General features: G+C 68.1%; 24 protein-coding genes. 9 read left to right on the forward strand and 15 right to left on the reverse strand.

The genetic code is table 11. The annotated features are described in order from the left end of the window. Positions 1-53: 53 nt before the first annotated feature. A complete protein-coding gene (locus CAL15_RS22425) occupies positions 54-836 on the reverse strand; it encodes a ComF family protein (RefSeq protein ID WP_086080519.1) in 783 nt (260 codons plus the stop codon). A gap of 80 nt (positions 837-916) precedes the next feature. Here CAL15_RS22425 and CAL15_RS22430 point away from each other — a divergent pair, with 80 nt between their 5' ends. Further along, positions 917-1,861: a methyltransferase domain-containing protein gene (locus CAL15_RS22430; RefSeq protein ID WP_420042522.1), complete on the forward strand. Its 945-nt coding sequence runs from the start codon at positions 917-919 to the stop codon at positions 1,859-1,861. Positions 1,862-1,874: 13 nt separating this feature from the next. Here CAL15_RS22430 and CAL15_RS22435 read toward each other — a convergent pair whose 3' ends face one another. From CAL15_RS22435 to CAL15_RS22480, 10 genes are all read right to left on the reverse strand, one after another. Continuing rightward, the gene (locus tag CAL15_RS22435) at positions 1,875-3,125 is read right to left on the reverse strand and encodes a YbdK family carboxylate-amine ligase (RefSeq protein WP_086080520.1); all 1,251 of its coding nucleotides are present in this window, start codon (positions 3,123-3,125) and stop codon (positions 1,875-1,877) included. Positions 3,126-3,425: 300 nt separating this feature from the next. Continuing rightward, entirely contained in the window at positions 3,426-4,055 is a 630-nt protein-coding gene (locus CAL15_RS22440; RefSeq protein WP_086080521.1) for a nucleotidyltransferase family protein, read from the reverse strand. A 56-nt stretch (positions 4,056-4,111) separates the two neighbouring features. Beyond that, complete coding sequence (locus CAL15_RS22445) at positions 4,112-5,581, reverse strand: TrkH family potassium uptake protein (protein WP_086080522.1); 1,470 nt, start codon at positions 5,579-5,581, stop codon at positions 4,112-4,114. Positions 5,582-5,629: 48 nt separating this feature from the next. After that, entirely contained in the window at positions 5,630-7,009 is a 1,380-nt protein-coding gene (gene trkA / locus CAL15_RS22450) for a Trk system potassium transporter TrkA (protein ID WP_086080523.1), read from the reverse strand. Beyond that, the gene (locus CAL15_RS22455; RefSeq protein WP_086080524.1) at positions 7,006-7,689 is read right to left on the reverse strand and encodes a response regulator; all 684 of its coding nucleotides are present in this window, start codon (positions 7,687-7,689) and stop codon (positions 7,006-7,008) included. Before CAL15_RS22455 ends, trkA begins: the two co-directional genes overlap by 4 nt. A gap of 11 nt (positions 7,690-7,700) precedes the next feature. After that, entirely contained in the window at positions 7,701-9,989 is a 2,289-nt protein-coding gene (locus CAL15_RS22460; protein ID WP_086080525.1) for a sensor histidine kinase, read from the reverse strand. After that, on the reverse strand, positions 9,986-10,594 hold the full coding sequence (locus CAL15_RS22465) for a DUF4390 domain-containing protein (protein ID WP_086080526.1): 609 nt from the start codon (positions 10,592-10,594) through the stop codon (positions 9,986-9,988). The genes CAL15_RS22460 and CAL15_RS22465 overlap by 4 nt, the downstream gene beginning before the upstream one ends. Positions 10,595-10,613: 19 nt before the next feature. Then, positions 10,614-11,945: a 16S rRNA (cytosine(967)-C(5))-methyltransferase RsmB gene (gene rsmB / locus CAL15_RS22470; protein ID WP_086080527.1), complete on the reverse strand. Its 1,332-nt coding sequence runs from the start codon at positions 11,943-11,945 to the stop codon at positions 10,614-10,616. Between the two features lie 81 nt (positions 11,946-12,026). After that, the gene (locus CAL15_RS22475; protein WP_086080528.1) at positions 12,027-12,707 is read right to left on the reverse strand and encodes an HAD family hydrolase; all 681 of its coding nucleotides are present in this window, start codon (positions 12,705-12,707) and stop codon (positions 12,027-12,029) included. A gap of 107 nt (positions 12,708-12,814) precedes the next feature. Further along, the gene (locus tag CAL15_RS22480; protein WP_086080529.1) at positions 12,815-13,705 is read right to left on the reverse strand and encodes a LysR family transcriptional regulator; all 891 of its coding nucleotides are present in this window, start codon (positions 13,703-13,705) and stop codon (positions 12,815-12,817) included. 98 nt (positions 13,706-13,803) lie between these two features. Between CAL15_RS22480 and CAL15_RS22485 the strand changes: the two genes are divergently transcribed. The 4 genes from CAL15_RS22485 to CAL15_RS22500 all read left to right on the forward strand — a co-directional run bounded on the left by CAL15_RS22485 (position 13,804) and on the right by CAL15_RS22500 (position 17,070). Then, complete coding sequence (locus CAL15_RS22485) at positions 13,804-14,628, forward strand: SDR family oxidoreductase (RefSeq protein ID WP_086080530.1); 825 nt, start codon at positions 13,804-13,806, stop codon at positions 14,626-14,628. Positions 14,629-14,630: 2 nt separating this feature from the next. After that, positions 14,631-15,140: a lipocalin-like domain-containing protein gene (locus CAL15_RS22490; RefSeq protein ID WP_086080531.1), complete on the forward strand. Its 510-nt coding sequence runs from the start codon at positions 14,631-14,633 to the stop codon at positions 15,138-15,140. A gap of 113 nt (positions 15,141-15,253) precedes the next feature. Further along, a complete protein-coding gene (gene rimO / locus CAL15_RS22495; RefSeq protein WP_086080532.1) occupies positions 15,254-16,582 on the forward strand; it encodes a 30S ribosomal protein S12 methylthiotransferase RimO in 1,329 nt (442 codons plus the stop codon). Continuing rightward, entirely contained in the window at positions 16,579-17,070 is a 492-nt protein-coding gene (locus CAL15_RS22500) for a cupin domain-containing protein (protein ID WP_232468060.1), read from the forward strand. The genes rimO and CAL15_RS22500 overlap by 4 nt, the downstream gene beginning before the upstream one ends. A 19-nt stretch (positions 17,071-17,089) precedes the next feature. Here the strand turns inward: CAL15_RS22500 and CAL15_RS22505 are convergent, their stop codons facing one another. Continuing rightward, positions 17,090-17,641 carry a ferritin-like domain-containing protein gene (locus CAL15_RS22505; RefSeq protein ID WP_086080533.1) on the reverse strand — a complete coding sequence of 184 codons (552 nt, stop codon included), beginning with the start codon at positions 17,639-17,641 and terminating at the stop codon, positions 17,090-17,092. A gap of 235 nt (positions 17,642-17,876) precedes the next feature. Between CAL15_RS22505 and CAL15_RS22510 the strand changes: the two genes are divergently transcribed. Genes CAL15_RS22510 through CAL15_RS22520 form a run of 3 tightly spaced genes read left to right on the forward strand, consistent with a single transcriptional unit; the run spans position 17,877 to position 19,662 of the window. Then, on the forward strand, positions 17,877-18,464 hold the full coding sequence (locus CAL15_RS22510; RefSeq protein ID WP_086080534.1) for a TIGR00730 family Rossman fold protein: 588 nt from the start codon (positions 17,877-17,879) through the stop codon (positions 18,462-18,464). Then, positions 18,440-19,039 (forward strand): hypothetical protein, encoded by a 600-nt coding sequence (locus CAL15_RS22515; RefSeq protein ID WP_086080535.1) that lies wholly within the window; start codon positions 18,440-18,442, stop codon positions 19,037-19,039. The genes CAL15_RS22510 and CAL15_RS22515 overlap by 25 nt, the downstream gene beginning before the upstream one ends. Then, entirely contained in the window at positions 19,036-19,662 is a 627-nt protein-coding gene (locus CAL15_RS22520; protein ID WP_086080536.1) for an HAD hydrolase-like protein, read from the forward strand. Before CAL15_RS22515 ends, CAL15_RS22520 begins: the two co-directional genes overlap by 4 nt. A 10-nt stretch (positions 19,663-19,672) precedes the next feature. Here the strand turns inward: CAL15_RS22520 and fmt are convergent, their stop codons facing one another. The 3 genes from fmt to def all read right to left on the reverse strand — a co-directional run bounded on the left by fmt (position 19,673) and on the right by def (position 22,596). Further along, a complete protein-coding gene (gene fmt / locus CAL15_RS22525) occupies positions 19,673-20,626 on the reverse strand; it encodes a methionyl-tRNA formyltransferase (protein WP_086080537.1) in 954 nt (317 codons plus the stop codon). 105 nt (positions 20,627-20,731) lie between these two features. Next, on the reverse strand, positions 20,732-21,895 hold the full coding sequence (locus tag CAL15_RS22530) for a helix-turn-helix transcriptional regulator (RefSeq protein WP_157666716.1): 1,164 nt from the start codon (positions 21,893-21,895) through the stop codon (positions 20,732-20,734). Between the two features lie 188 nt (positions 21,896-22,083). Then, positions 22,084-22,596 (reverse strand): peptide deformylase, encoded by a 513-nt coding sequence (gene def / locus CAL15_RS22535; protein ID WP_086080539.1) that lies wholly within the window; start codon positions 22,594-22,596, stop codon positions 22,084-22,086. 218 nt (positions 22,597-22,814) lie between these two features. On the opposite strand from def, the gene dprA reads away from it, so the two are divergent. Continuing rightward, entirely contained in the window at positions 22,815-23,954 is a 1,140-nt protein-coding gene (gene dprA / locus CAL15_RS22540; RefSeq protein ID WP_086080540.1) for a DNA-processing protein DprA, read from the forward strand. The last annotated feature ends 65 nt before the right edge of the window (positions 23,955-24,019 follow it).

Below are 24,019 nucleotides of genomic sequence, written 5' to 3' on the forward strand. Positions count from 1 at the left end.
GCCGCGATAGCGGGGGCGTGCATGCAGCCATCGTGGCGACCGACGGCCACGCATCATCGCTGCGCCGGCGTACGCGCCGCCACCAGCACGGTCACTCGCGCCGCTCCCGCCTGCAGCAGCGCCCGCGCGGCGGCATCGACGGTGCTGCCCGTCGTCATCACGTCGTCGACCAGCGCGACGTGCAGACCGGGCACGGGCCGCGTGCAACGGTACAGCCCCTGCACCGCGGCCTCGCGCTGCCGCCTGCCCAGCGAGGCCTGGCGACGGCCGTCCTCGCGCTGCCTGTGCAGCGCCGCGCGCCACACGGGCAAGGCCGCCCGCGCCGCCAGCGTCGCGGCAAGTTCGCCGGCGGGGTTGAAGCCGCGACGACGCAGCGATGCGCGGCTGGCCGGGATGGGGATCACCGCATGCAATGGCGGCTCCATCGTGTCGCCACGCTCGAGCCAGGCCTGGTAAAGCAGATCGGCCAGCGCGCCCGCCATCGCATGACGATGCTGGCCCTTGAACTGCTGGATCAGGATGTCGAACGGCGGCTCGTAGTCGAAGGCCGCGATGGTGCGCGCAAAAGCGGGAGGGTGAAGCAGGCAGTCGGCGCACAAGGGCGCATCGGCGCCGGCGCCGCCCGCCATCAGCGCGGGCGCCAGGCGCAGGGCGCAGCGCAGGCAGCGCGGCGCTCCGCCATACGGCGGCTTCAACACGTCGGCCACGCATGGCGGACACAGCCGGCCGCCTCTTGCCGCGCCCGCGCATGCGGGGCACGCCGAACCGGCACGGGCCGCCAGCGCACGGAAGGCCCGCAGCGGCCAGGAGAGCGGATGGGCAATAATGTCAGGCATAAAGGACCGTTGGTCATCGCGCAGGATTGCGCCGGTCCTCATCAGATCATGTAGGCGCGCGCCCCGCCGCGGGCGCCGCGATGGAAATGTCCCAGCCCGCCGCTTCCGCTCTGCCCACCCTGCCCCTGTCGCCCGCCCATGTGAACCGCCAGTTTGCCCGCCGGGGCGATCTGTCCGACGCACAGTTTCTCTACGGCGAGATCGCCCGCCGCATGCTGGGACGCTTGCAGTACATCCGCCTGCAGCCCGCGCAGATGCTGGATGCGGGCTGTGGCGCGGGCGACAACCTGCCCCTGCTGCGCGAGCGCTATCCGCAAGCCGCCTACATCGGGCTGGATGCCTGTGAACCGCTGCTGGCGCATGCGCGGCGCCGGTATGCGCCCTCGGGCGTAGGCGCGTGGCTGGGCAGGCTGACGCGCTCTAACAAGCCCGAGACGCGCTACGTGCAGGCCGATCTGGCCGACTCCGGCCTGCCGCCGGAGTCGCTCGACCTGGTCTGGTCGAACCTGGCGCTGCACTGGCATCCCGCGCCGCACGCCGTGCTGGCCGAATGGCGCCGCGTTCTACGAGTGGGCGGGCTGGCGATGTTCTCGTGCCTGGGACCGGGCACGCTGCGCGAGCTGCGCCAGGCATTGGCCGACGCCGGCCTGCAGACCGCCACGCCGGGCTTCGTCGACATGCACGACTTCGGCGACCTGCTGGTGGAGAACGGCTTCACCGATCCCGTGATGGACCAGGAGACACTGACGCTGACATACGAAACGCCCCAGCGGCTGCTGGAAGACGTGCGGGCATTGGGCGGCAACCCCGCCCTGGGCCGGCGCGCGGGCCTGACGGGCCGCGCGTGGCGCGACCGTCTGTGCGAGGCCTTGGCGGCCCAGCGCGGCGACGACGGGCGCATCGCGTTGTCTATTGAAGTGGCCTACGGCCACGCGTGGCGCGCCGCCATGCACCGCACGGTGCCCGGAGAAACACGGCTGTCGGTCAGCGCGATCGGCGGACGGCGCGGCCAGGCCGCGCCCTGACCCGCCGCCGCGGTCAGTGCAACCGGTCCTGCCAGTTGCGCGAACCGACCCCGTCGGGCGCGGCCAGCGCCTGCACATCGTGCGCCACTGGCTCGGACGTGGCGCGGATGCGGCGGCGCGGCGGGGCTGCCTGGTCCACCTGTACGCCGTCGCGCCCATGGCGCCAGGCGCGCGTCATGGTCTCGACCATAAGCGGCAGTTCGCGCACGCGGTGGAACTGGCTGCGCATCCAGCGGGCGTCGTTGCCTCCGCGTTGCACCTCGTCGCGCAGCGCGGCCAGCATGTCGGCGGTGCCCAGTTCTTCGGCGACGGGCATCAGCCGCTGCAGCAGCGCCCGCAGGTGGTCGTTCAGGCGCATGCGCTCGCCCTGCGGCGTGACGTAGCTGCCATGCAGGCCGAAGCGGCACGCCTGGAAGTGGTTGCTACGATAGGCCAGCCACGCATTTGCGCCGGGCGCCGGGTCGCGCGCCACCAGTACCGCCAGGGCCTGCGCGAAGGCGGCCAGCTGGCACGCGCGCTCGATGGTGAGCGGCGTGTCGCACACGCGGATCTCGACGGTGCCGAATTCGGGCTTGGGACGGATGTCCCAGTACAGATCCTTGACGCTCTCGGCCAGGCCGGTGGCGCGCAGCTGCGCCAGGTGGGCCTCGAAGCGATACCAGTCCACCACGTCGGGCGGTATGTGGCCCGACAGGGGGAAGCTGTTGACGGCGTTGAGGCGGCAGCACGAGTAGAGCGTATCGACCCCTTCGCAATACGGCGATGAGGCCGACAGGGCGATGAAGTGCGGCACGTACGGCGACAGGCCGTGGGTCATGCGGATGGCCTCGTCGCCCGAGCGCACGCCCAGATGGATGTGCTGGCCGAACACCGTGAACTGGCGCGCCAGATAGCCGTACATCTCGGCCAGGTACTGGAAGCGCGGGCTATCGTGGATGGCGCGATCCTGCCAACGCATGAAGGGATGGGAGCCCCCGCCGGACACCAGCACGCCGACCGCGTCCGCGGCCTCGCACAGTGTGTCGCGCATTTCGCGCATCTCGGCCTGCAGGCCCATGGGGTGCTCGTGCACCGAGGAATTCAGCTCGATCATCGAGCGGGTGATTTCGGGTTTGACCCGATCGGCGATGGGATGGTTGGACAATTGCGCCAGCAATTCGTCGGACGCGGCGGCCAGGTCGAAAGTGCCCGGGTGAATCAACTGCAATTCGAGTTCGATGCCCAGGGTATTGGGGGCTGACGAGGTGAACGGAATCTGGTCCATCTCCGGCTCCTTTGGGGTTGTGCTGCATTGGCGCCACCGGCGGGAGTCCCAAAAAAGGCGGGAGCCGTAGGCGTCGAAAACTTGTGGAGCCATGATAGCCGCTGTTATATGGCAGAACGCGGAAGAATCGTGACAATTATGCGCAACACCGCCGAACGTGACGGTATTTCGCGCTCATCTGGAAAGCAAACGCTTACAGCCCAATAATGGCGCGGCTTGACGCCGCATGACCCGAAAAAAGCTCGCCCGGACAAGGCATCCGGGCATGGGCGGGAAAACGATAATCCGGGTTTACACCGATCAGTCGGGGCTTCGGCGGCCGTTCGGCGAGGTCCTTGCCGCTGCGAGGTCGGCGGGCACGTCGACGTCGGCCAACACCCCGGGATCGTCCACCGGCAACGCGTGCACGCCTTGCCGGCGCAACAGGATCCGCGCGCCCTCGTCGCCCTCCAGCCCGGCCAGTTCGGGCCACAACTCGGCAGCGAAGGCGACGGGATGGCCGCGCTGCCCTTCATACACGGGCGCCGCGATGCGATGCCCGCGGCTGTGGAGGGCGACGTGCGCCACCGTGGCGGAGCGCAGCCACGGCATATCGGCAAGCGCCACCAGGCAGTGGCGTGAAGATGGTGTGTCCCGCATCAGCGCGATGGCCGCGGCGGCCAGACTGCCGCCCATGCCCTGCCTGGCCTGGACGGCGGGGACGACGCGACATCCCTCCGCCGAAAGCAGGGCGGCCAAAGCAGTGCTTTCGGGCCGCACCACGGCCAGCGCCTGCGGCAGCGCTTCGAGCATGGCCTGCGCTGCGGCGACCGCAACGGGCCTGCCATCAGGCAGCCGCGCCAGCAGCTTGTCGGCGCCCGGCGACTCGGCCGCATAACGGCTGCCGTAGCCGCCGGCCAGCAGAATCCCTATGCAGCCGTCCATCGTCATGTGCGCTCCCGTGCAGGCATCCAGTGTATGAGGCGGCCCGCGGCCAAGATTACTTGCTACTTGCGCCAGAACATCGGCGTGAACAGCACCAGCACCGTCAGGAATTCGAGCCGGCCGATCAGCATGGCGAACGTGCACACCCAGGTCTGGAAGTCGGTCAGCGATCCGAAGCTGCCCATCGGGCCCAACGCGCCCAGGCCCGGCCCCGTGTTGTTGATCATGGCAAGCACGGCAGAGAACGCGAGCAGCGGCTCCAGGCCGGACAGCAACAGCAGGCTGGTCAGCACGCCCAACGACATGCCGTAGACCAGCATGAAGGCCAGCACCGACGACATGACGCGGGGGTCGACTACCCGCCCGCCGATGCGCACCGGGCTGACGGCGTGCGGATGCAGCATGGTGACGAGTTCGTTGCGCGCCTGCTTCATCAGCAGTATGGCCCGCACCATCTTGATGCCGCCGCCGGTGGAGCCGGCGGACGTGGCCACCGCCGACAGCAGCAGCATGGTAAGCGGCGCGAACAGCGGCCAGGTGGTGTAGTCGACGTTGGCATAGCCGGTGGTGGTGGCCACCGAAATGGTGTTGAACATGCCGTAGCGCAGCGCCAGCAACGGATCGGTGTAAACGCCCTTGGCATACAGGTAGGCCGAGATCGCCAGGCCCGCCCCCAGCACCAGCCCGAGATAAGGCAGGGTCTGCGGACACACCAGATAGGCGCGCCCGCTGCGCTGGCGCAGCGCGGTGAAGTGCGTGGCGAAGTTGATGCCCGACAACAGCATGAACACCATGGCCACCAGTTCGACCGGCAAGGAGTCGAAGTGCGCGAAGCCTTCGTCCCACGTGGAAAAGCCCCCCAGGCCCATGGTGGTGGCCATGTGGCACCACGCCTCGAACCAGGGCAGGCCCACCGCGCGATAGGCCAGCAGGCACAGCACCGAAAAGCCGAAATACACCAAGTACAGCGCCTTTGCCGTGCTGGCGATGCGCGGCGTGAGCCGTTCGTCCTTCATCGGACCCGGCGTCTCGGCCCGCACCACCTGATGTCCGCCCACGCCCAGCAGCGGCAGGATGGCAACGGCCAGCACCAGGATGCCCATGCCGCCGATCCAGACCAGCGTGGCGCGCCACAGGTTGATCGAGGCCGGCAGATGCTCCAGTCCGGAAAGGACGGTGGCGCCGGTGGAAGTCAGTCCCGACATGGCCTCGAAATAGGCGTCGGTGAACGACAGGGGCATGCCGGCTTCGTGGTAGTACAGCAGCAGCGGAATGGCGGCCAGCAACGGCAGACCTGACCACACGATGGCGACCAGCAGGAAGCCGTCGCGGGCGTGCAGCTCGCTGCGCGCGTGGTGCGTGATCAGCCACAGCGCCCCGCCGATGCCCAGCGCCAGCAGGAAGCCGCGCGCGAAGGCGCTGAGTCCCTGGTCGCCGCCGAAGAATGCCACGCCCAATGGGATGAGCATCGTCAGCGCGAACACCAGCATGGTGAGGCTGAGGACATGGAAAGTGGCCAGCAGCCGTTTCATGCCGGAAACCCCGCGAGGACGAAGGACGACATGGGGCGCGCTCTAGCCTTAGAAAAACGACGCGGAAACCTGAAACAGCTTCTCGACGCGCGGCATCTGCTGACGAGACGGCACGAACACCACGACGTGGTCGTCGGATTCGATGATGGTGTCGTCGTCGGGCAGCAGTATCTCGTCGCCGCGCACCAGCGCGCCGATGCTGGCGCCCTTGGGCAGCCGCAGTTCGCCCACCGCGCGGCCGACCACGCGCGAGGTGGAGCGATCGCCGTGCGCCACGGCCTCGAGCGCTTCGGCCACGCCCTGGCGCAGCCGGTGCACGCCCACCACGTCGCCGCGCCGCACGTGGCGCAGCAGCTCGCTCATGGTGGCCTGCGAAGGCGATACCGCGATGTCGATATGGCTGCCCTGCATCAGCTCGCCATAGGCCTGCCGGTTGATCAGGGCGATGACCTTGCGCGCGCCCAGGCGCTTGGCCAGCAGCGAGGACATGATGTTGTCCTCGTCGTCGCTGGTCAGCGCCAGGAAGGTGTCCATGTCATCGATGTTCTCGCGCTCGAGCAGCGCCTCGTCGGTGCCGTTGCCGTGCAGCACCAGCACGTTGTGGGGCAGCTGGGCGGCCAGGTACATGCAGCGCTTCTCGTCGCGTTCGACGATGCGCACGCTGTAGTTCTCGTCGGCCAGCTGACGCGCCAGGCGCAGGCCGATGTTGCCGCCGCCGGCGATCATGACGCGCCGCACGCTCTTCTCGGCCATGCGCAGCTGGCGCACGGCGCGGCGCGCATGGCGCGTGTCCACCACCAGCACGACCTCGTCGCCGGGCGCCACCACGGTGCCGCTGCCGGCGTGCAGCGGTCGTCCGCCGCGCAGCACGTCCACCACGCGCGCGGCCACGTCGGGCCATACCTCGCGCAGCTCGTCGACGGACCGGTTCGCCATCGGGCTGCCGTGCCCGATGCGCACGGTGACCACGCTGACGCGGCCCTCGGCGAACTCGACGACCTGCAGCGCCTCGGGGAATTCGATGAGGCTGTGCAGATAGGTGGTGACGCTGCGCTCGGGGCTGATCAGGGCGTCGATGCAGAAACCTGCCTCTCCCATCAGCTCGGGATGGTCCGCGAACTCGGGCATGCGGATGCGGGCGATGCGGCGCGGCACGTTGAACAGCTGGCGCGCCATCTTGCAGGCCACCATGTTGGCCGCGTCGGAGGCCGAACAGGCGATGAAGAGATCGGTGTCGGCCGCGCCCGCGGCCTCGAGCACCGACACCTGGGTGCCGTCGCCCTGCAGGCCGCGCAGGTCATAGCGTTCTTGCAGATAGCGCAACTGGGCGGGATCGCAATCGATCACCGTGATGTCGTTCTGTTCCGACACCAGGTTCTCGGCCACGCTGGTACCCACGCGGCCGGCGCCCATGATGAGGATCTTCATGTACTGCGCTTGCGTGCGGACTCGATGCCGAGTTGCTTGAGTTTGCGGTACAGGTGAGTGCGCTCGAGCCCAGTGCGCTCGGACACACGGGTCATGCTGTGGTTCTCGCGGACGAGGTGGTATTCGAAATAGATGCGTTCGAAGGCATCGCGCGCCTCGCGCAGCGGCTGGTCGAGCGAGATGTTGCCCAGCTGGCCGTTGGACGCGGCCGGAGCGTCGGTTGCCAGCGCGGCGGGCGGCGGCGCGTCGAGCTCGTCTTCGAGGGGCACGGCGGCGGGCTGGACCTGGCTGACGATGGGGCCCGGGTGCGGAGCGCGGCCTCGGGCCAGGCCCGCGGCGATGGTCTTCAGCAGGCGCTGCAGCGTGATGGGCTTTTCGAGGAAGTCCATGGCGCCGATGCGCGTGGCCTCGACCGCGGTGTCGATGGTGGCATGGCCGCTCATCATGATGACGGGCATGTCGAGCAGGCCCTGCGATGCCCACTCTTTGAGCAGGCTGACGCCGTCGGTGTCCGGCATCCAGATGTCGAGCAACACCAGGTCGGGGCGCGTGCGCAGCCGCGCAGAACGCGCCTGCGCCGCATTTTCCGCCAACTCGACCGTATGCCCTTCGTCGTAAAGGATCTCGGAAAGGAGTTCGCGTATGCCTACTTCGTCGTCGACCACCAGGATTCTGGCCATATACCTCTCACCTATTGCGTAGCCGCATTATCCTTTTCTTGCCGTGTCGCGTCCATAATAGTATCGGCATGCGGCGCCAGGCGCGTCAACAGGATGGAGATGCGAGCCCCGCCTTCCTTGCGGTTTGCAAGATCGATGCGGCCACCATGTTCATCCACGATCTTGCGCACGATGGCCAATCCTAACCCAGTTCCATGGGCCTTGGTCGTAACGTAAGGTTCGAAGGCCCGTTGCGCCACCTGCGGCGCGAAGCCAGGGCCCGTGTCCGCGACGATGAAACGCACCGCGCACTGCTGCGATCCATCGGGCTGAGCGCTTTGCACCAGTTGCGTCGTGACGCGCACCACGCCTGCATCGCCCTGCTCTGCCACGGCATCGCGCGCATTGGTCAACAAGTTGTGAATGACCTGGCGCAACTGCGTCGGGTCGCCCTCGATCTCGGGCAGGTCCGGCGCGAGCTGCACGTCGAGGTTCAGCGGCCGCGGCCCGCCGCCCGCCTCGCCCCAGCCGTACAGGGCCAGCACATCGGCCACCAGCGTGTTGAAGTCCACGCGCTGCATGACGGCGGGCGGCGTGCGCGCATACTCGCGAAAGTCGTCGACCATCTGCTTCAGCGACCCGACCTGGTTCACGATGGTGTTGGTGGCGCGTACCAGCATCTGGGCATCGGCGGGCGCGAGCCGGTCGGCCAGCTTCATGGCCAGGCGCTCTGCCGACAGCTGGATCGGCGTGAGCGGGTTCTTGATCTCGTGCGCCAGGCGGCGCGCCACCTCGCCCCAGGCCACGGTGCGGTTGGCCGAGATCACTTCGGTGATGTCGTCGAACACGACCATGTAGCCGTTGCCGCGCCCATCCACACGCAGATGCGTGCCGCGCGCCAGCAGCGCGACCGGCTCGCCGTCGCCGGGCTTCACCTCGAACTGCTGCTGCCAATGCGTGCGCTCGGATCCCACCGCCGCATGCGCGGCGAAGGCCTGGCGGATGATCTGCGCGAACTCGAGCATGCCGTCCACGGTCTCGAGCGGGCGGCCGATGACCGAGCGCAGGTCCGCCTGCAGTATGGTCTGCGCGCCCTGGTTCACGGTGGTCACGCGAAACCCCTCGTCGAACACCAGCACGCCCGACGACAGGTTGGCCATCACGCTTTCCAGGTAGACGTTGGAGCGCTCCAGCTGCCGTCGGTTGCTCTCGACCATCTGCCGGGCCTCGTCGAGCTGGCGCGTCATGGCGTTGAACGAGCGCGTCAGCTGGCCCACCTCGTCGCGCTCGGGCGGCTCGGGCAGCGGGCGATAGTCGCCCACGCCCACGGCCTGGGTGCCCGCGGCCAGCCGCAGCAGCGGCCGCACCAGCCGCTTGGACAGCGACAGGGCGACCGCGATGGCGGTGAACACAGACAGCAGCAGAGCCAGCGTCAGCGTGATGCCGTAAAGCTTGCGCAGCCCCAGCCGCGACAAGGCCAGTTCCTGGTAATCTCGAAAGCCCTGCTGCACGCGGTTGGCGTTGTGCGCGATCTGCTCGGGCACGGGCTGCACAAGCTGCAGCCAGCGAGGCTCGGCGGCGGCGCCCAGGATACCGTCCACGCGCATCGGCGCCGCCAGCGGCACCACTACGCGCAGGTGCAGGCCGGGATCGGAATCGGGTCCCACCGGGTCGTCCGCCTCGGCGGCGGCGTAGTTGCGCGCCATGCGCAGCTGATTCAGCACATTGGACGGCGGCATGGCCGGCAGCAGCTGGCCGTACTGGTTGGTGGAGAACGCGAGCTGGCGTCCGCTGCCGGAGAAGACCATGGCCTCCTGCACGCCGTTGGTTTCGCGCAGGCGCGTCAGGGTAAGCGGGATCTCGCTGTCGCTGAGGTTGTTGAGTTCGGCCGCCATGCCGCGGGCCCGCGCGTCCAGGTCGGCCAGCAGGGAATCGAGCGCGGCGCGGCCCAGGTTCAGGCCCGATTCCAGCGCGCTGTCGACCCGCACGTTGAACCAGGATTCGATGGAGCGCGACATGAACTGCACCGACAGGGTGTAGATCAGCGCCCCCGGCACCACGCCGATCAGCGCGAACGCCAGCGCGAAACGCGCCGTGAGACGGGCGCCGAACTGGCGCCGCCGGATCTGCCGCGCCAGGCGCACCGTGAGCGCCGAGACCCATACGAACAGGGCGAACGCGAACACGCCGTTGAGCACCAGCAGCGTGTCGTAATAGCGCGCGAAGCGCGAGGCATTGCCGGTGGACCAGGCCAGCAGGCCCAGCAGCGCCAGGCCGCTGATCCCGCCCACCACCAGCGCGATGCGTAGAAAGAGTCTCATGACGGATCGCGGGGGGACCGCGTCAGCGAGAAGGAAAAGCTGCTCCATGGCGTAGCCAGTTGCCAGGAGCTGCTGTTGAGCGCATTGACCTGAAAAGGCCTGGCCAGTTGCGAGGTGTCCAGCCGCACGCGCAACCTGCCACTATATTGCACGCCGGGCTCCAGCTGGGACGTGTCGATGACCTGCCAATGGCGGATGTTGCGCACCATGCCCATCGCCTCGTCCAGCGACGACACCGGCAGGGACAATTCGTCGGCCCCGGCGCGCCACTGCCGGGTGAGAGCGTTGTAGACGATGCGCCAGGTCATGCTGGAATCGACCTCGGTGCGGTCGAACCAATACCACCGCGATCGGGTGATGACCACGTCGGCGGTGAAATACAGCGGCAGGCCGCGCTGTGCGGCGTCGCGCAGCGCGTCATTGAGATCGAAGCGCACGTCGGCGTCGATCTCGAGCTTGCCGTCGCGCACGATGGGGTCGATGCGCAGTACGTCGGGATCGGACGCGTGCGCCTGTCCCATGCCCAACGGCAACAGCAGGATCGCCAGCAACAGCACGGAAAACAGACGCGAGATCATGGAACGGCAGCGTACGCGCGCTAACATGCCGCCTATTCTTGGCGATTCAGGACTGCTTGGCAAACAAGGCATAAAAAAAACCGTCATGCTGGGCCGCGGGTGTTGCGCCGATGGCCACGGGCAGCAGTTGCCCCGGCGCGGGCAGCCGCTGCGCGTCGGGGTGGCGCCGCTGGAATGCCGCGGCCTGCGCCTCGCCCTCGGCGGGAAAGATCGAACAGGTCACGTACAGCAGCCGTCCACCGCGAGCCACCGTGGTCCACAGCGCATCGGCGATGCGCGCCTGCAGGGCGGCGGTGCGGGCCACGTCGTCGGCGCGCCGCAGCCAGCGGATGTCCGGATGGCGGCGCACGATGCCGGACGCGGTGCATGGCACGTCGGCCAGCACGGCATCATAGGGGCGGCCGTCCCACCACGCGGCCGGATCCGCCGCGTCTCCCTGCTTCAGCGACACCCCGGAGCCGCGCAGCCCAAGCCGGTCCAGGTTCTGGCCGACACGCTCCAGCCGCTGTGCATCGGCGTCCAGGGCCAGCAGCTCGACGTCGGCAAGCTCGAGCAGGTGTGCAGTCTTGCCGCCGGGCGCCGCGCAGGCGTCCAGCACGCGCATGCCGTCGCGCGGCGCCAGCAGCGGCGCCGCCAGCTGGGCGCCGGCATCCTGCACCGACCACCAGCCCGCATCGAATCCCGGCAGTTGCATCACCGGCCGCGGTTCGGCCAGCGCCAGGCCGTCCTGGCCGGTGGGATCCGCAGCGATGCCTTCCGCATGGAAGGCCTGCAGGACCTGTTCGCGGGACGCGCGACGGCGGTTGACGCGCAGCGTCAGCGGCGCAGGCAGATTGGCAGCTTCAAGCAGTTCCTGCCAACGGTCGGGATGGTCCTGGCGCAGCCGGTCTATCCACCACTCAGGATGATTCCAGCGGGCGCGCGGCCGCTGGGCCACGGCCTGCTCCAGCGCCTCGTGTTCGCGCAGGAAGCGGCGCAGGCAGGCATTGAGCAGGCCCTTGTACGAGGCCAGCTTGCGTGCACCCGCGGCGGCCTCGACGGCCTGGTCCACCACCGTATGCGGCGCATAGGCCGGCATGCCGGGCACAGCCTTGTCGGTGGGGCGCAGCAGGGTCAAGGCGATGCGCAGCAGCGCGTCCAACAAGGGGCCGGGCGACTTGCGCACCAGTTCGGCCGCAACTTCGTCCGCCCAGCCCCACTGCCGCATGGCATGGAAGCCCAGCGCCTGGGCGCCGGGCCGCAGCGGCGCCTCGACCTGGGCCAGCGCGTCGGTCAAGGACCGACCCTGGCCCACCGCCTGCAAGGCGGTGGCGGCGGCGTACAGCGTGCGCGACAAGGGAGGCGCCCACGAACGGGCATCGGAAGACGGCTGCGGCATGGCGAAAAAAGGGATGCGGGATCGCTATGGTAGCTGGAGACCGGATGCCCCCCGCAATTCCCCCGTGCCGCCCGGCCTTTTTCAGGTGGGCAGCGCGTCAGCTTCCATCAGCTCGGCGTAGGCGTCGAACTCGGCCGCGATGGGATGGTCGTGCACCTGCGGGCTGCCATAGCCGGAACGGAAATACAGGAAAGGCACGTGGGCGCGGCTGGCCGTGAGCGCATCGACGTGGGTGTCGCCCAGGTAAGCCCCCTCGGCAGGCTTGGCGCCCAGCGCATCCAGCGCCTGCAACAGCGGCATCGGGTCGGGCTTGGGCCGGGCCACCGTGTCGCAGCCGGACACGTGATCGAAATACTGCAGGATGCCGCATTGCTGCAGGGCCTGCAGCGCCGGGGCATGCCGCTTGTTCGTGCACACGCCCAGGCGCACGCCGCGACGCCGGCAATCATCCAGGAATTCGACCAGGCCCGGATACGGCCGCGAGCTGCGATGCGCCCGCTGCTCGTAGTGACGGCCGTAGGCGGCGATGATCGCCTCGTGGGCAGCCTGGGGCACCTCGCGGTCGGCCATCATCGAGAGCAGCGCCGCGGGAAATGCGCCGTAGAGGTTCGGCAGCACATAGTCGGCAGGCAGAGCCGGAAAGCCGCATTCGAGCAGGGCGTCGCTCATGGCATGGCGGATGTCGGCCACGGTATCCAGAAGGGTACCGTCCAGGTCGAACACGATGGCCTTGCGGCCGGCAAGCAGAGTAGCGGGAGTCATGGATCGAAGGCGGCCGGCGTGGCCGCTCGGGCAAGCGGGGCAACGTTATTGAAACACGACCGTGCGTCCGGGCAATGACACACACGCCGCCGGCGTCGTGGCCGCGTTCATTGCGCGGCCTTGGCCACGTCGACCAAGGCGCGCAGCGCCGACGGCATGTGGCGATTGGCAGGGAAATAGAGAAACAGCCCCGGGATGGCCGGACACCAGTCTTCGAGCACCGCCACCAGCCGCTTCTTCTTCAAATACGCGTCGGTATAAAGTTCGGGCACATAGGCGATGCCCAATCCATCTGCCGCGGCCTCGGCCATGAGCCGGTTGCTGTCCAGCGTCAGCGTACCCGGCACGTCGATCGCAACCTCCTTGCCGCGCTTGCTGAATTCCCAGCGATAGCGCTTGCCGCTGGGCAGGCGCTGGCGTATGCAGCGATGCTGGTGCAGGTCTTCGGGCGTGCGAGGCGCCGGATGGCGGCGCAGGTAGACGGGCGACGCGACCGCTAGGAACCTGATGTCGGGCCCCAGGCGCACCGCAATCATGTCCTTGGGCACGGCCTCGCCCAGCCGCACGCCAGCATCGAAGCCGCGTTCGACGATGTCGACCAACTGCCCCTCTGCGCAGAGGTCCAGTTCCACGCGCGGATATCGCGCCTGCAACCGCGGCACTACTGTCTGCAGCAGCACCCGGATCGCCCCATCGCTGCCATTGATGCGGACGAGTCCGCTGGGCTGGCCGGCGGCCGCTGCGACCTCTTCCAGCGCGTCGTTGAGGCTGCCCAGGATGGGCGTGATGCGCGCCAGCAGTCGCTCGCCCTCCTGCGTCAACGAGACGCTGCGAGTCGTACGGTTGAGCAGGCGCGTGCCCAGCGTGCCTTCGAGCCCGCGCATGGAGTGGCTGAGGGCGGAGTGCGAAACGCCCAGCATGTCGGCGGCGCGCCGGAAACTGCGGTGCGAGGCCACGGCGATGAACGCGTTCAGGTCGGTCAGGGACGGCGATTTCATTGGTCGATTTTATTCACCGGCTCGTGCGACGAAAACCGGATTCTCTAACCAATGAAGCCTGCGTACCATGGCTTCATGTGGCAGGCAAAGGAGCGGACATGAGCAAGACATGGTTTATCACCGGCGCATCGGCCGGGCTGGGCAAGCTGCTGACGGAGCGGCTGCTGGCGCGCAACGATCGGGTGGCGGCAACGGTGCGGCGCGACGGCGCCCTGGAAAAGTTGAAGGAGCGGCACGGCGATGCGCTGCAGGTCGTCAAGCTGGACGTCACGGACACGGACGCGATCCGCGCGCGCGTGACGGAAGCGTTCGGCGCCATGGGTCGCATCGACGTCGTAGTGAGCAACGCCGGCTATGGGCTTTTTGGAGCGGCGGAAGAAGTGACCGACGACCAGATCGCGCGCCAGATCGCCACCAACCTCGTGGGCTCGATCCAGCTTATCCGCGCGGTGCTGCCGCATCTCAGGCGGCAGGGCGGCGGCCGCATCGTCCAGGTGTCGTCCGAGGGCGGGCAGATCGCATATCCGAGCTTCGGCGTGTACCACGCCACGAAGTGGGGCATCGAAGGCTTCGTGGAAGCCGCGGCGAAGGAAGTGGCGTCGTTCGGCATCGACTTTCTCATCGTCGAGCCCGGCCCGACGCGCACCAACTTCGGCGCGAACCTGGACCTGGCGACGCCGATGGCCTGCTACGACGATACCCCGGCGGGCGAGATCCGGCGCCTGCTCGAGACGGGCGCCTTCGGCGACCTGGGCGACGCCGGCAGAACGGTGGACGCGATGATCGCCGTCATCGACGCCGCGCACCCGCCGCTGCGCTTGGCGTTGGGCCGCTCCACCTACGATTCCGTCCGCGCGGCCCTGGCCGAACGCATGCGGATACTGGAGGCGCAGAAGGACGTCGCGCTATCGGTCATGGAGTGAATATGCGAAAAACCAAGGCACTGGCGCTTGCTTGCGTCCTGGGACCGCTGCTGACGGCGGCGGCGCGAGCCGAGCCGCCGCCCAACAAGGTGCTGGGCACCTGGCGGATGGTATCCGCGCAGATCGAGCAGAACGGCGAAAGCCGTCCCGCCTACGGGCCGCGCCCCAACGGGATGCTGGTCTTCACGCCGGACATGCATTTCGTCGAAGTGCTGACCGATGCGACGCTGCCCAGATTCGCATCGGACGTACGCGGCAAGGGCACGGCGCAAGAGAACCAGGCCGCCATGGCAAGGGGCATCGGGTTCTTCGGCACCTACACGGTGGACGAGAACGGCGAATTCAGCGGCAACCGGGTGGACGGCTCGACGTTTCCGAACTGGGTGGGCAGCGTGCGCACGAGCCGGCAACTGCGCCTGGTTGTCGAGGGAGACCGCATGACGGAGTACTTCCAGCGGCCGGAAGGGGCCCACGTATACATCGAGTGGGAGCGGGTGCACGCGCCGCGATGATGCTTGCGGTCGGGCCGCCCTGGCTGCCCGCCGCCGACCACCTTCTGCGCGCACGTCTTAGGCCCATTCATAAGTGGCCGTAAAATAAAGGTTTTCTCAACGCCCAGATTTGCATGGCGACCAACCGAAATCCCAGTCTAGCTATCGTGTCCTTGGGCTGTCCCAAGGCGCTCGTCGACTCCGAGCGCATCCTTACCCAGTTGCGCACCGAGGGCTACGAGATCACGCCCACCTACGACAATGCCGACGTCGTGCTGGTGAACACCTGCGGCTTCATCGACAGCGCCAAGGCCGAGTCGCTCGAGGCCATCGGAGAAGCCATCGCGGCCAATGGCCGCGTCATCGTCACGGGCTGCATGGGCGTCGAGGAATCGGCCATCCGCCAGGTGCATCCCAACGTGCTGGCCGTCACCGGCCCGCAGCAGTACGAAGAGGTGGTGCGCGCCGTGCACGAGGCCGCACCGCCCCGCAAGGACCACAATCCCTACGTCGACCTGGTGCCGCCGCAAGGCATCAAGCTCACGCCGCGCCACTACGCCTACCTGAAGATCTCCGAGGGCTGCAATCACCGCTGCAGCTTCTGCATCATCCCGTCGATGCGCGGCGACCTGGTCAGCCGCCCGGTGGGCGACGTGCTGAACGAAGCCGAGCGGTTGGTGAAGGCCGGCGTGAAAGAGCTGCTGGTCATCTCACAGGACACCAGCGCCTACGGCGTCGACCTGAAGTACCGCAGCGGCTTCTGGAACGGCCGGCCCGTCAAGACCCGCATGACCGAGCTCTGTTCGGCGCTGTCCGAACTGGGCGTGTGGACCCGGCTGCACTACGTGTACCCCTATCCGCACGTGGACGAAGTCATCCCGCTGATGGCCGAAGGCAAGGTCCTGCCCTACCTCGACATCCCGTTCCAGCACGCCAGCCCGCGCGTACTGAAGGCGATGAAGCGGCCTGCATTCGAAGACAAGACCCTGGCGCGCATCCATCGCTGGCGCGAGACCTGTCCCGACCTCACGCTGCGCTCCACCTTCATCGTGGGCTTCCCCGGCGAGACCGAGCAGGACTTCCAGTACCTGCTGGACTGGATGAGCGAGGCGCAGCTCGACCGTGTCGGCTGTTTCCAGTATTCGCCGGTGGAAGGCGCGCCGGCCAACGCGCTGGCCGACCCCGTGCCCGACGAGATCAAGCAGGAACGCTGGGAACGCTTCATGGAACACCAGCAGGCCATCTCCGCGGCACGGCTGCGCACCAAGGTGGGCCGCGAGATCGACGTGCTGATCGACGGCACCGACGATGACGGCGACATCGTGGGCCGCTCCAGCGCCGATGCCCCCGAGATCGACGGACGCGTGTACGTGGACAGCGAGCGGCCGCTCGCGGCAGGCGACATCGTGCGCGTGCGGGTGGTCGATTCCGACGAATACGATCTGTGGGGTGAAGCCCTGTGACGCTGCCGCCGCGCGCTGTGGAACTGATGGAGCGGCTGCAGCTTCAGCCGCATCCCGAAGGCGGTTTCTACCGCGAGATATTCCGCTCGAGCTTGCAGGTGGCGCGCCAGCCTGACGGCCAGCCGCGCAGCGCGCTCACGTCAATCTACTTCCTGCTGCCGCGCGGTGCGTTCAGCCGCTGGCACCGGGTGCGGGCCGACGAGGCCTGGCATCACTACGAAGGCGCGCCGATCGAGCTGATGGTGTTGCACCCCGACGCCACGCAGGTCGAGACCTGGCTGCTCGGGCCTGCCGGCGACGACACCTTGCCAGTGCGCGTGGTGCCTGCGGACGCTTGGCAGGCCGCGCGGCCCGTCGGCGACTATGCGCTGGTGGGCTGCACGGTGGGTCCGGGATTCGAGTTCTCGGATTTCGCATTGGCCGCGGACGTGCCGAGCGACGAACGCCCGGCCGAGCTGGCGCGAACGCCCTACGACGCGCTGCTGTAGCAGCGCGGACAGGACCGCATCAGTTCTTGTCCAGGAAGTCCGACAGGTCGTCGGCATGCTCTTCCTCGACCGCCAGGATTTCCTCCAGCAGGCGGCGCGTGGTGGTGTCCTTGTCGCCCACGTAGTCGATCATGCGGCGATAGCTCTCGATGGCGATGCGCTCGGCGATCAGGTTCTCCTTGATCATGTCCTGCAGCGTATTGCCTTCGATGTATTCCGAGTGGCTGCGCTGGGCCAGCCCTTCGGGCGACAGGTCGGGTTCGCCGCCCAGTTGCACGATGCGCTCGGCCAGCCGGTCGGCATGCGATTGCTCTTCGGCAGCGTGTTCGGCGAACTCTGCCGCCACGGGCTCGGCGTTCAGGCCGCGGGCCATGAAGTAGTGCCGCTTGTAGCGCAGCACACAGATGACTTCGGTGGCGAGCGCCTCGTTCAGCAGCTTCAGCACCGTCTCGCGGTCGGCGCGGTAGCCGTCGGTGACGGCGCCGGATTCGATGTCCTGGCGGGCCTTGGCCCGGATAGCCTGCACGTCCATATCGAACGAACCCGTCGTCTGCGTGGAAGACTGTGTCATAGCCTGGCTCCTGGATTTTGTTGAGGTCTGAACGACCCGGCGTTGCGGGCCTCCTGACGATCCAGTGTAGCCACGGCGATTTTTAATGCTGTGTCCAATTCTTGCGCTCGCGCGCGCCGGAAACCGCCTTGCACGGGGCGGCACGCACGCCGACCTCGGCGACTTTCGTACACTAGTTAATGATTCTTGCGACTGCACCCCACTTTGTAACGGGCCTACCCCGCCCGCCCAGCTCATGACCTTGAAGAACATCTGCGTGTATTGCGGTTCGAACAGCGGCCGGCAGACGGCCTATCTGGAACAGGCACGGGCCTTCGGGCGCGAACTGGTGCGCCGCGACCTGGGCCTGGTGTATGGCGGCGCCAGCGTCGGCATCATGGGCGCGGTGGCCGATGCCGTGCTGGCCGAAGGCGGCCGGGTGCTGGGCATCATTCCCGACGCGCTGGTGCGCAAAGAGCTCGCGCACCATGGACTGACCGAGTTGCGCGTGGTGCAGTCCATGCACGAACGCAAGACCCAGATGGCCCTGGAGTCCGATGGGTTCGTGGCGTTGCCCGGCGGCGCCGGCACGCTGGAAGAAATTTTCGAGACCTGGACGTGGGCGCAGCTCGGCATGCACGCCAAGCCCTGCGGCCTGCTCAACATCGCCGGCTACTACGACCAGCTGGCGGCCTTCCTGGACCACACCGTCGAAGAAGCCTTCGTGCGCGCACAGCATCGCGCCATGTTGACGATAGAGTCCGATCCCGCGGCGCTGCTCGACCGATTCGCCGCTTACTCTGCTCCCACGGTGTCAAAATGGATCGAAACGGGCGAACACTGAAGGTGGCCGGCGCGCGCGACAGCGCGACCCTGTTGCGCGACTACTTCCATGCCAAGGACGAGAACCGCCCCTGGTACATGGCGCGCGCCTTCGCGCCCGACGCCGTGCTGAAGGTGGCGCTTCGCACCCAGGCCATCGCCTTCCCGCCCGAGTCGCGCGGCCTGCCCGCCATCGCAGACACGCTGGCGCGCCGCTTCGGCCAGACCTACGACAATGTCTACACCTTCTACCTGTCGCGCCCCGAGGCCGGCGCGGTGCTGGACGAGTACGACTGCGACTGGCTGGTGGGCATGACCGAGAAGGCCACGGGCGACGTGCGCGTGGGTTGCGGGCGATACGAGTGGGCCTTCCAGCGCGAGCCTCATCTGGTCAGCCGGCTGGTCATCACCATCGAGACCATGCTGACGCTGCCCGCCCATACCAGCGACACCGTGCTGGAATGGCTGACGGGCCTGCCCTACCCCTGGACGGACGCGCAGACGGTGGTGGCCGCCGCGCCAGCCATCGAAGCCCTGGCCCCGGTGCTGCAATGGATACGACGCAACGGTCCGCCGCCCATGCGGGAAACGGCTTGAAGCCTCGCGTCGCTGCGTTCGATTTCGACGGCACGCTGGCCGACACGCTGCCCTGGTTCGACGGCATCCTGGACGACGTGGCCGAGCGCTACGGCTTTCGCAAGCCGACCGCCCAGGAACGCCTGCGCATGCGCCACAGCAACGCGCAGGAAATCTTGAAGATGCTGCGGGTGCCGTTCTGGAAGCTGCCCGCCATCATGATGCACGTGCGCCAGCGCATGGAGCACGCGGGGCCGGAGGTGCGCCTGTTCGACGGCATTGCGCAAGCCCTCGCGCAGCTTCGGCGCGCCGGCGTGATACTGGCCGTGGTCAGCTCGAATTCGCTCGAGAATGTGCGGCGCGTGCTGGGTCCTGAGGTGGACGCGCTGTTCGACGCCTACGAGTGCGGCACCGACATGTTCGGCAAGGCGGCCAAGCTCAAGCGCCTGCTGGCGCGATATGGCGTACCGCCGGACGAACTGATGCTGATCGGCGACGAATTGCGCGACATCGATGCGGCCCGGCAGGCCGGCGTGCGCGTGGGCTGCGTGGCATGGGGCTACAACCACGTGGATGCGCTGCGCGCCGGCGCGCCGGACGCGTTGTTCCTCGAAGTCTCCGACCTGCCCGCCCGGCTAGCGTAGCGCGCCGCCGCTATGGCATGCCGGCCGGCTGCCAGCCCTGCATGAACACCTCGACGGGTTGCCGTTTGCCGCCCGCCTTCTGCAACTCCAGCAATCGCAGCACACCTTGGCCCGCCGCGATGTCCACGCCTTGCGCGGACGCGCGCAGCACAGTGCCGGGCGCGGCCTGCCCGGCGCCGTCCGCAACGGCCTGCGCCCGCCATACCTTCACCGGCTCGGACAGCCCGGGCAGGCGCACCGTGGCGCCGGGCACGGGATTGAACGCCCGCACCCGGCGCGCCAGCACGTCGGCCGGCTGCGTGAAGTCGAGCGCGGCCTCGGCCTTGTCCAGCTTGGCCGCGTAGGTAATGCCTTCCTGGGGCTGCGGACGCGGCGTCAGTTCGCCGCGCTGCAGCGCGTCGAGCGCCTGCACGATGGCCTGCCCGCCCGCCAGGGCCAAGGCGTCGTGCAGCTCGGCCGCGCTTTGCTGCGGGCCGATGGGCACCACCTGCTCCAGCAGCATGTCGCCGGTATCCAGCCCTTCGTCCATCTGCATGATGGTCACCCCCGTGCGGGTATCGCCCGCCTCGATGGCGCGCTGGATCGGCGCGGCGCCGCGCCAGCGAGGCAGCAGGCTGGCGTGGATGTTCAGGCAGCCCAGGCGCGGCAGTTGCAAGGTCCACAAAGGCAGGATCAGGCCATAGGCGGCCACCACCATCACGTCGGGCGCCACGCGGACGAGCCATTCACGCGCCGCCGCGGCCTCGTCGGGATAGCGGCCGTCCAGCTTGAGGCTGCGCGGCTGCGCCACTTCGATCCCGGCGGCCTGCGCCGCCTGCTTCACGGGGCTGGGCGTGAGTTTCAGGCCGCGGCCAGCGGGACGGTCGGGCTGCGTCAGCACCAACGGAATGTCATGCCCCGCCGCAAGCAGGGCGTCCAGGGCGATACGGGCGAATTCGGGGGTTCCGGCAAAGACGAGGCGCATGAAGACGGGATGGAGGTGAAGAGTGCCGCCGGCGCGCGCAGCGCGACGCTGCGCGCGCCGGCATCCAGCCCGATTTATACCGCGACCGCGCCGATGGCGGACGGCTCAGGCCAGGAACGCGTTCGAAGGCAGCGACACCATCAGTCTGATCAGATCGGCCTGGCGGCAGGTGGTGGTCTTGCGGTAGATGGACTGCAACTGCTTGCGCACCGTGTCGTGCTGCACGCCGACGCGCACGGCGATTTCCTTGGGCGTGTAGCCGCCCGCCAGCAGCCGGCTCACGCGCATCTCGCAGGGAGTGAGGTCGAAGGTGGGGGCGAGCAGTTCGGCATCCAGCGGCGCCGCGGTTGCCGGATGGTGGAACAGCACCAGCATCAGGGGCGGCATGCCGTAGATGTCGTTGGCGTCTTCCGACATCAACACCGTGTAGAACGCGAACAGTACGTCGTCCGGCGGATGGGTGGACGAACACACCTGGAGCGTGTGGTAGCCGGCCGGTTCATCGCTGTCGTCCTCGGCGATGCGCCTGCGGTGCGCCACCAGTGCCTCGCAGCCGCGGGTGAATTCCTGCTGGTATGGCTCCGGCAGCCGCAAAGCGCCGCCCTCTGCACGCAACAACGGCGTGGCATCCAACAGGCGGCGGCAGGCATCGTTGATCGAGACCATCGTGCCATTGGGCTCGAGCAGGGCCACGGGCTGGCGGAGCTTGTTGACCAGCGCGTGCCCGATCAGCGCCTGGGTGGACGACACGAACCGGTTGCTCTGCAGTTGCGCCGCACGCTGCAGGTGCGGGGTCAACCTTTCGAGAAAGCCGATTTCTTCCGCGCCGAACGGAGGCTGCCGCGGGCCGCGCGAGACGGAGAAAAAGACGCAGGCGGTTTCGTCGTCCAGCAACTTGCAGCCGGAGACGTGGCACAGGCCATCGGGAACGAGGAGGTCGTCGACGAAGGGACTGGGCGAGGGGCAGCAAGCGTTGCAGCGCTCCTGCGAATGCAGCCACCGGCCCGGCGCGCAGGCCGTCATCGCCGCAATCCGGGCATGGATCCGGCTGTCCTGCCGCAGATGCGCAAGCCGGCCCGACGAAGGCAGGTTGTGGCCATCGCTGTACGACAGGATTCCCTGTCGCTTGTCCACCGCCACGAGATGGACGGTGGATGCGTCGATGGCGCGGCCCAGGGCGGCGAAGAAATCGCGCCATGCCAACGGACGAAGTGCTGCCTCATAGATCGAGTGCACGGTTGCGTCGTAACACGCGTTCGAAATATCCATCAGCCTTGCCCCAGCTGAATGTTGATAGTTTCTTGTACGTTACGGCACAATTCAAAAGTTGTGCATGAAGTTACAAAAGTAACCTAAATATCGCGGTTTATGCGCAACATCCGGGCGTCTAGACGGGCGCTCAAAAGAAAAACGCCGAAGCCGCGGGAAAGCGGCTTCGGCGTTCTGGGGGTGGGACTTCAGGCCTTCAGCGCCTCGCGCTCGGCCTTCTTCATCTTGGTCTTGATGCGGTTCTGCTTGAGGGTGGACAGGTATTCGACGAACACCTTGCCGTCCAGATGGTCGATCTCGTGCTGCACACAGACCGCCAGCAGGCCGTCGGCGTCGAATTCGTAGGGCTTGCCGGTCTCGTCCAGCGCCTTGCAGCGGATGCGCGCGGCGCGTTCGACCTCGTCGTAGATGCCGGGAACGGACAGGCAGCCTTCCTCGTAGGTTTGCCGCTCTTCGCTTTTCCAGGTGATCTCGGGGTTGATCAGCACGCGCAGCTGGTTGCCCTCTTCGGAGACGTCGATGACGACGATGCGCTCGTGCACGTCGACCTGCGTGGCGGCCAGGCCGACGCCGGGCGCCTCGTACATGGTGTCGGCCATGTCGCGCACCAGTTTACGGATGCGGTCGTCCACCACCTCGACCGGCTTGGCCTTTTTGTGCAGGCGAGGATCGGGGAAACGGAGGATGGGAAGCAATGCCATGGAGAGAGGTGCGCGTGATGACTCTGGTGTTACATGATAATTGATCAGAGCCTTGATTTCTAATAGTTTTCCCCTAAACGGCCCATAACGCGGCGTGCCGCTTCCAGCACGGCGCGCCGGTGTTCGCGGCACGGGCCATGCGACACTACGGCGCGTTCCCGATGGATGCCGCCGCCCCGCGGGGCGGCCCTTTACCGCCGCCCTTTACCGCCCGCACGATGCCGCTGTCGCACTCCTCCGCCGAACTGTCCGCCTGGCTGCGCCTGTCGCTCGAACCCGGAGTGGGTCCGGCCACTGCCTACACGCTGCTGGCGGCCTTGGGCATGCCCGAACAGATCTACGGCCAAAGCGCCGCCACCCTGGCGCGCCACGTGCCGCAGGACCTGGCGCGGCAGTTGGCCGGAGATGCGCCGGACGACGTACTCGCGCAGATCGAGCGCACCCTGCAATGGGTGGCAGAACCCGGCCGGCACATCCTGACGCTGGCGGACCCCGCATATCCGCAGCAGCTCCTGACCATCGCGGATCCTCCGGTGCTGCTGTACGTGACGGGCGACGCGGCCCGCCTTCAAGGCCCCGCGCTGGCCGTGGTGGGCGCGCGCAGCGCCACGCCGGGCGGAGAGGACAACGCCCGGGCCTTCGCGCGTCATCTGGCCGGCCACGGCTGGACCGTGATCAGCGGCCTCGCGCAGGGCATCGATGCCGCGGCGCACGAAGGAGCGCTGCAGGCCGGGCCCGAAGGCGCGGGCACGGTCGCGGTAATGGGCACCGGCATCGACCGGGTCTATCCCGCCAGCCACCGCGACCTGGCGCACCGCATCGCGACGCAAGGGGCGCTGGTGAGCGAGCTGCCGCTGGGCACACCCGCGCTGAAGCACCATTTTCCGAAGCGCAATCGCCTGGTGGCCGGTTTGGCGCGCGGGGTGCTGGTGGTCGAGGCGGCCCGCCAGAGCGGCTCGCTGATCACCGCGCGGCTTGCCGCCGAGGGCGGACGCGAGGTGTTCGCCATTCCGGGCTCGATTCATTCGCCCCTGTCGCGCGGCTGCCATGCGCTGATCCGCCAGGGCGCCAAACTGGTCGAGACCGCGCAGGACATCACCGACGAACTGGGCGCCGCCGTCGGTACGGCGCAGGCGCGCGCCCCGCGGCCCCGCGACGCCGGCCGCTCCGCCGAAGCGGCGGCAGCAGCCCCCGAGCATCCGCTGCTGCAAGCCCTGGGCTACGACCCCCTGCACCCCGACGTGCTGCAGGCCCGCACCGGGCTGGACACATCGACCTTGCAGGCGCAGCTGCTGGAGCTCGAACTGGACGGCCGCATCGCCCGCATCGACGGGGGACGGTACCAGCGCCTGAAATGACGCGACGCCTGCGTGGGCGTCGGTGTCGGTGTCGCGCGGGGCTACTATAGAGGCAAGACCGGCGG

The organism is Bordetella genomosp. 13, from assembly GCF_002119665.1.
Taxonomy (GTDB): Bacteria; Pseudomonadota; Gammaproteobacteria; order Burkholderiales; family Burkholderiaceae_B; genus Bordetella.

Bases quoted from the DNA above. Each gene is read 5' to 3' on its own strand.
- CAL15_RS22430 (WP_420042522.1), top strand. From the start codon at position 917: ATGGAAATGTCCCAGCCCGCCGCTTCCGCTCTGCCCACCCTGCCCCTG.
- CAL15_RS22475 (WP_086080528.1), bottom strand. From the start codon at position 12,707: ATGACTCCCGCTACTCTGCTTGCCGGCCGCAAGGCCATCGTGTTCGAC.
- CAL15_RS22485 (WP_086080530.1), top strand. From the start codon at position 13,804: ATGAGCAAGACATGGTTTATCACCGGCGCATCGGCCGGGCTGGGCAAG.
- CAL15_RS22440 (WP_086080521.1), bottom strand. From the start codon at position 4,055: ATGACGATGGACGGCTGCATAGGGATTCTGCTGGCCGGCGGCTACGGC.
- CAL15_RS22435 (WP_086080520.1), bottom strand. From the start codon at position 3,125: ATGGACCAGATTCCGTTCACCTCGTCAGCCCCCAATACCCTGGGCATC.
- CAL15_RS22510 (WP_086080534.1), top strand. From the start codon at position 17,877: ATGACCTTGAAGAACATCTGCGTGTATTGCGGTTCGAACAGCGGCCGG.
- rimO (WP_086080532.1), top strand. From the start codon at position 15,254: ATGGCGACCAACCGAAATCCCAGTCTAGCTATCGTGTCCTTGGGCTGT.
- dprA (WP_086080540.1), top strand. From the start codon at position 22,815: ATGCCGCTGTCGCACTCCTCCGCCGAACTGTCCGCCTGGCTGCGCCTG.
- CAL15_RS22480 (WP_086080529.1), bottom strand. From the start codon at position 13,705: ATGAAATCGCCGTCCCTGACCGACCTGAACGCGTTCATCGCCGTGGCC.
- CAL15_RS22445 (WP_086080522.1), bottom strand. From the start codon at position 5,581: ATGAAACGGCTGCTGGCCACTTTCCATGTCCTCAGCCTCACCATGCTG.
- rsmB (WP_086080527.1), bottom strand. From the start codon at position 11,945: ATGCCGCAGCCGTCTTCCGATGCCCGTTCGTGGGCGCCTCCCTTGTCG.
- CAL15_RS22465 (WP_086080526.1), bottom strand. From the start codon at position 10,594: ATGTTAGCGCGCGTACGCTGCCGTTCCATGATCTCGCGTCTGTTTTCC.
- CAL15_RS22530 (WP_157666716.1), bottom strand. From the start codon at position 21,895: ATGGATATTTCGAACGCGTGTTACGACGCAACCGTGCACTCGATCTAT.
- CAL15_RS22515 (WP_086080535.1), top strand. From the start codon at position 18,440: ATGGATCGAAACGGGCGAACACTGAAGGTGGCCGGCGCGCGCGACAGC.
- CAL15_RS22505 (WP_086080533.1), bottom strand. From the start codon at position 17,641: ATGACACAGTCTTCCACGCAGACGACGGGTTCGTTCGATATGGACGTG.
- fmt (WP_086080537.1), bottom strand. From the start codon at position 20,626: ATGCGCCTCGTCTTTGCCGGAACCCCCGAATTCGCCCGTATCGCCCTG.
- trkA (WP_086080523.1), bottom strand. From the start codon at position 7,009: ATGAAGATCCTCATCATGGGCGCCGGCCGCGTGGGTACCAGCGTGGCC.
- def (WP_086080539.1), bottom strand. From the start codon at position 22,596: ATGGCATTGCTTCCCATCCTCCGTTTCCCCGATCCTCGCCTGCACAAA.
- CAL15_RS22455 (WP_086080524.1), bottom strand. From the start codon at position 7,689: ATGGCCAGAATCCTGGTGGTCGACGACGAAGTAGGCATACGCGAACTC.
- CAL15_RS22490 (WP_086080531.1), top strand. From the start codon at position 14,631: ATGCGAAAAACCAAGGCACTGGCGCTTGCTTGCGTCCTGGGACCGCTG.
- CAL15_RS22460 (WP_086080525.1), bottom strand. From the start codon at position 9,989: ATGAGACTCTTTCTACGCATCGCGCTGGTGGTGGGCGGGATCAGCGGC.
- CAL15_RS22425 (WP_086080519.1), bottom strand. From the start codon at position 836: ATGCCTGACATTATTGCCCATCCGCTCTCCTGGCCGCTGCGGGCCTTC.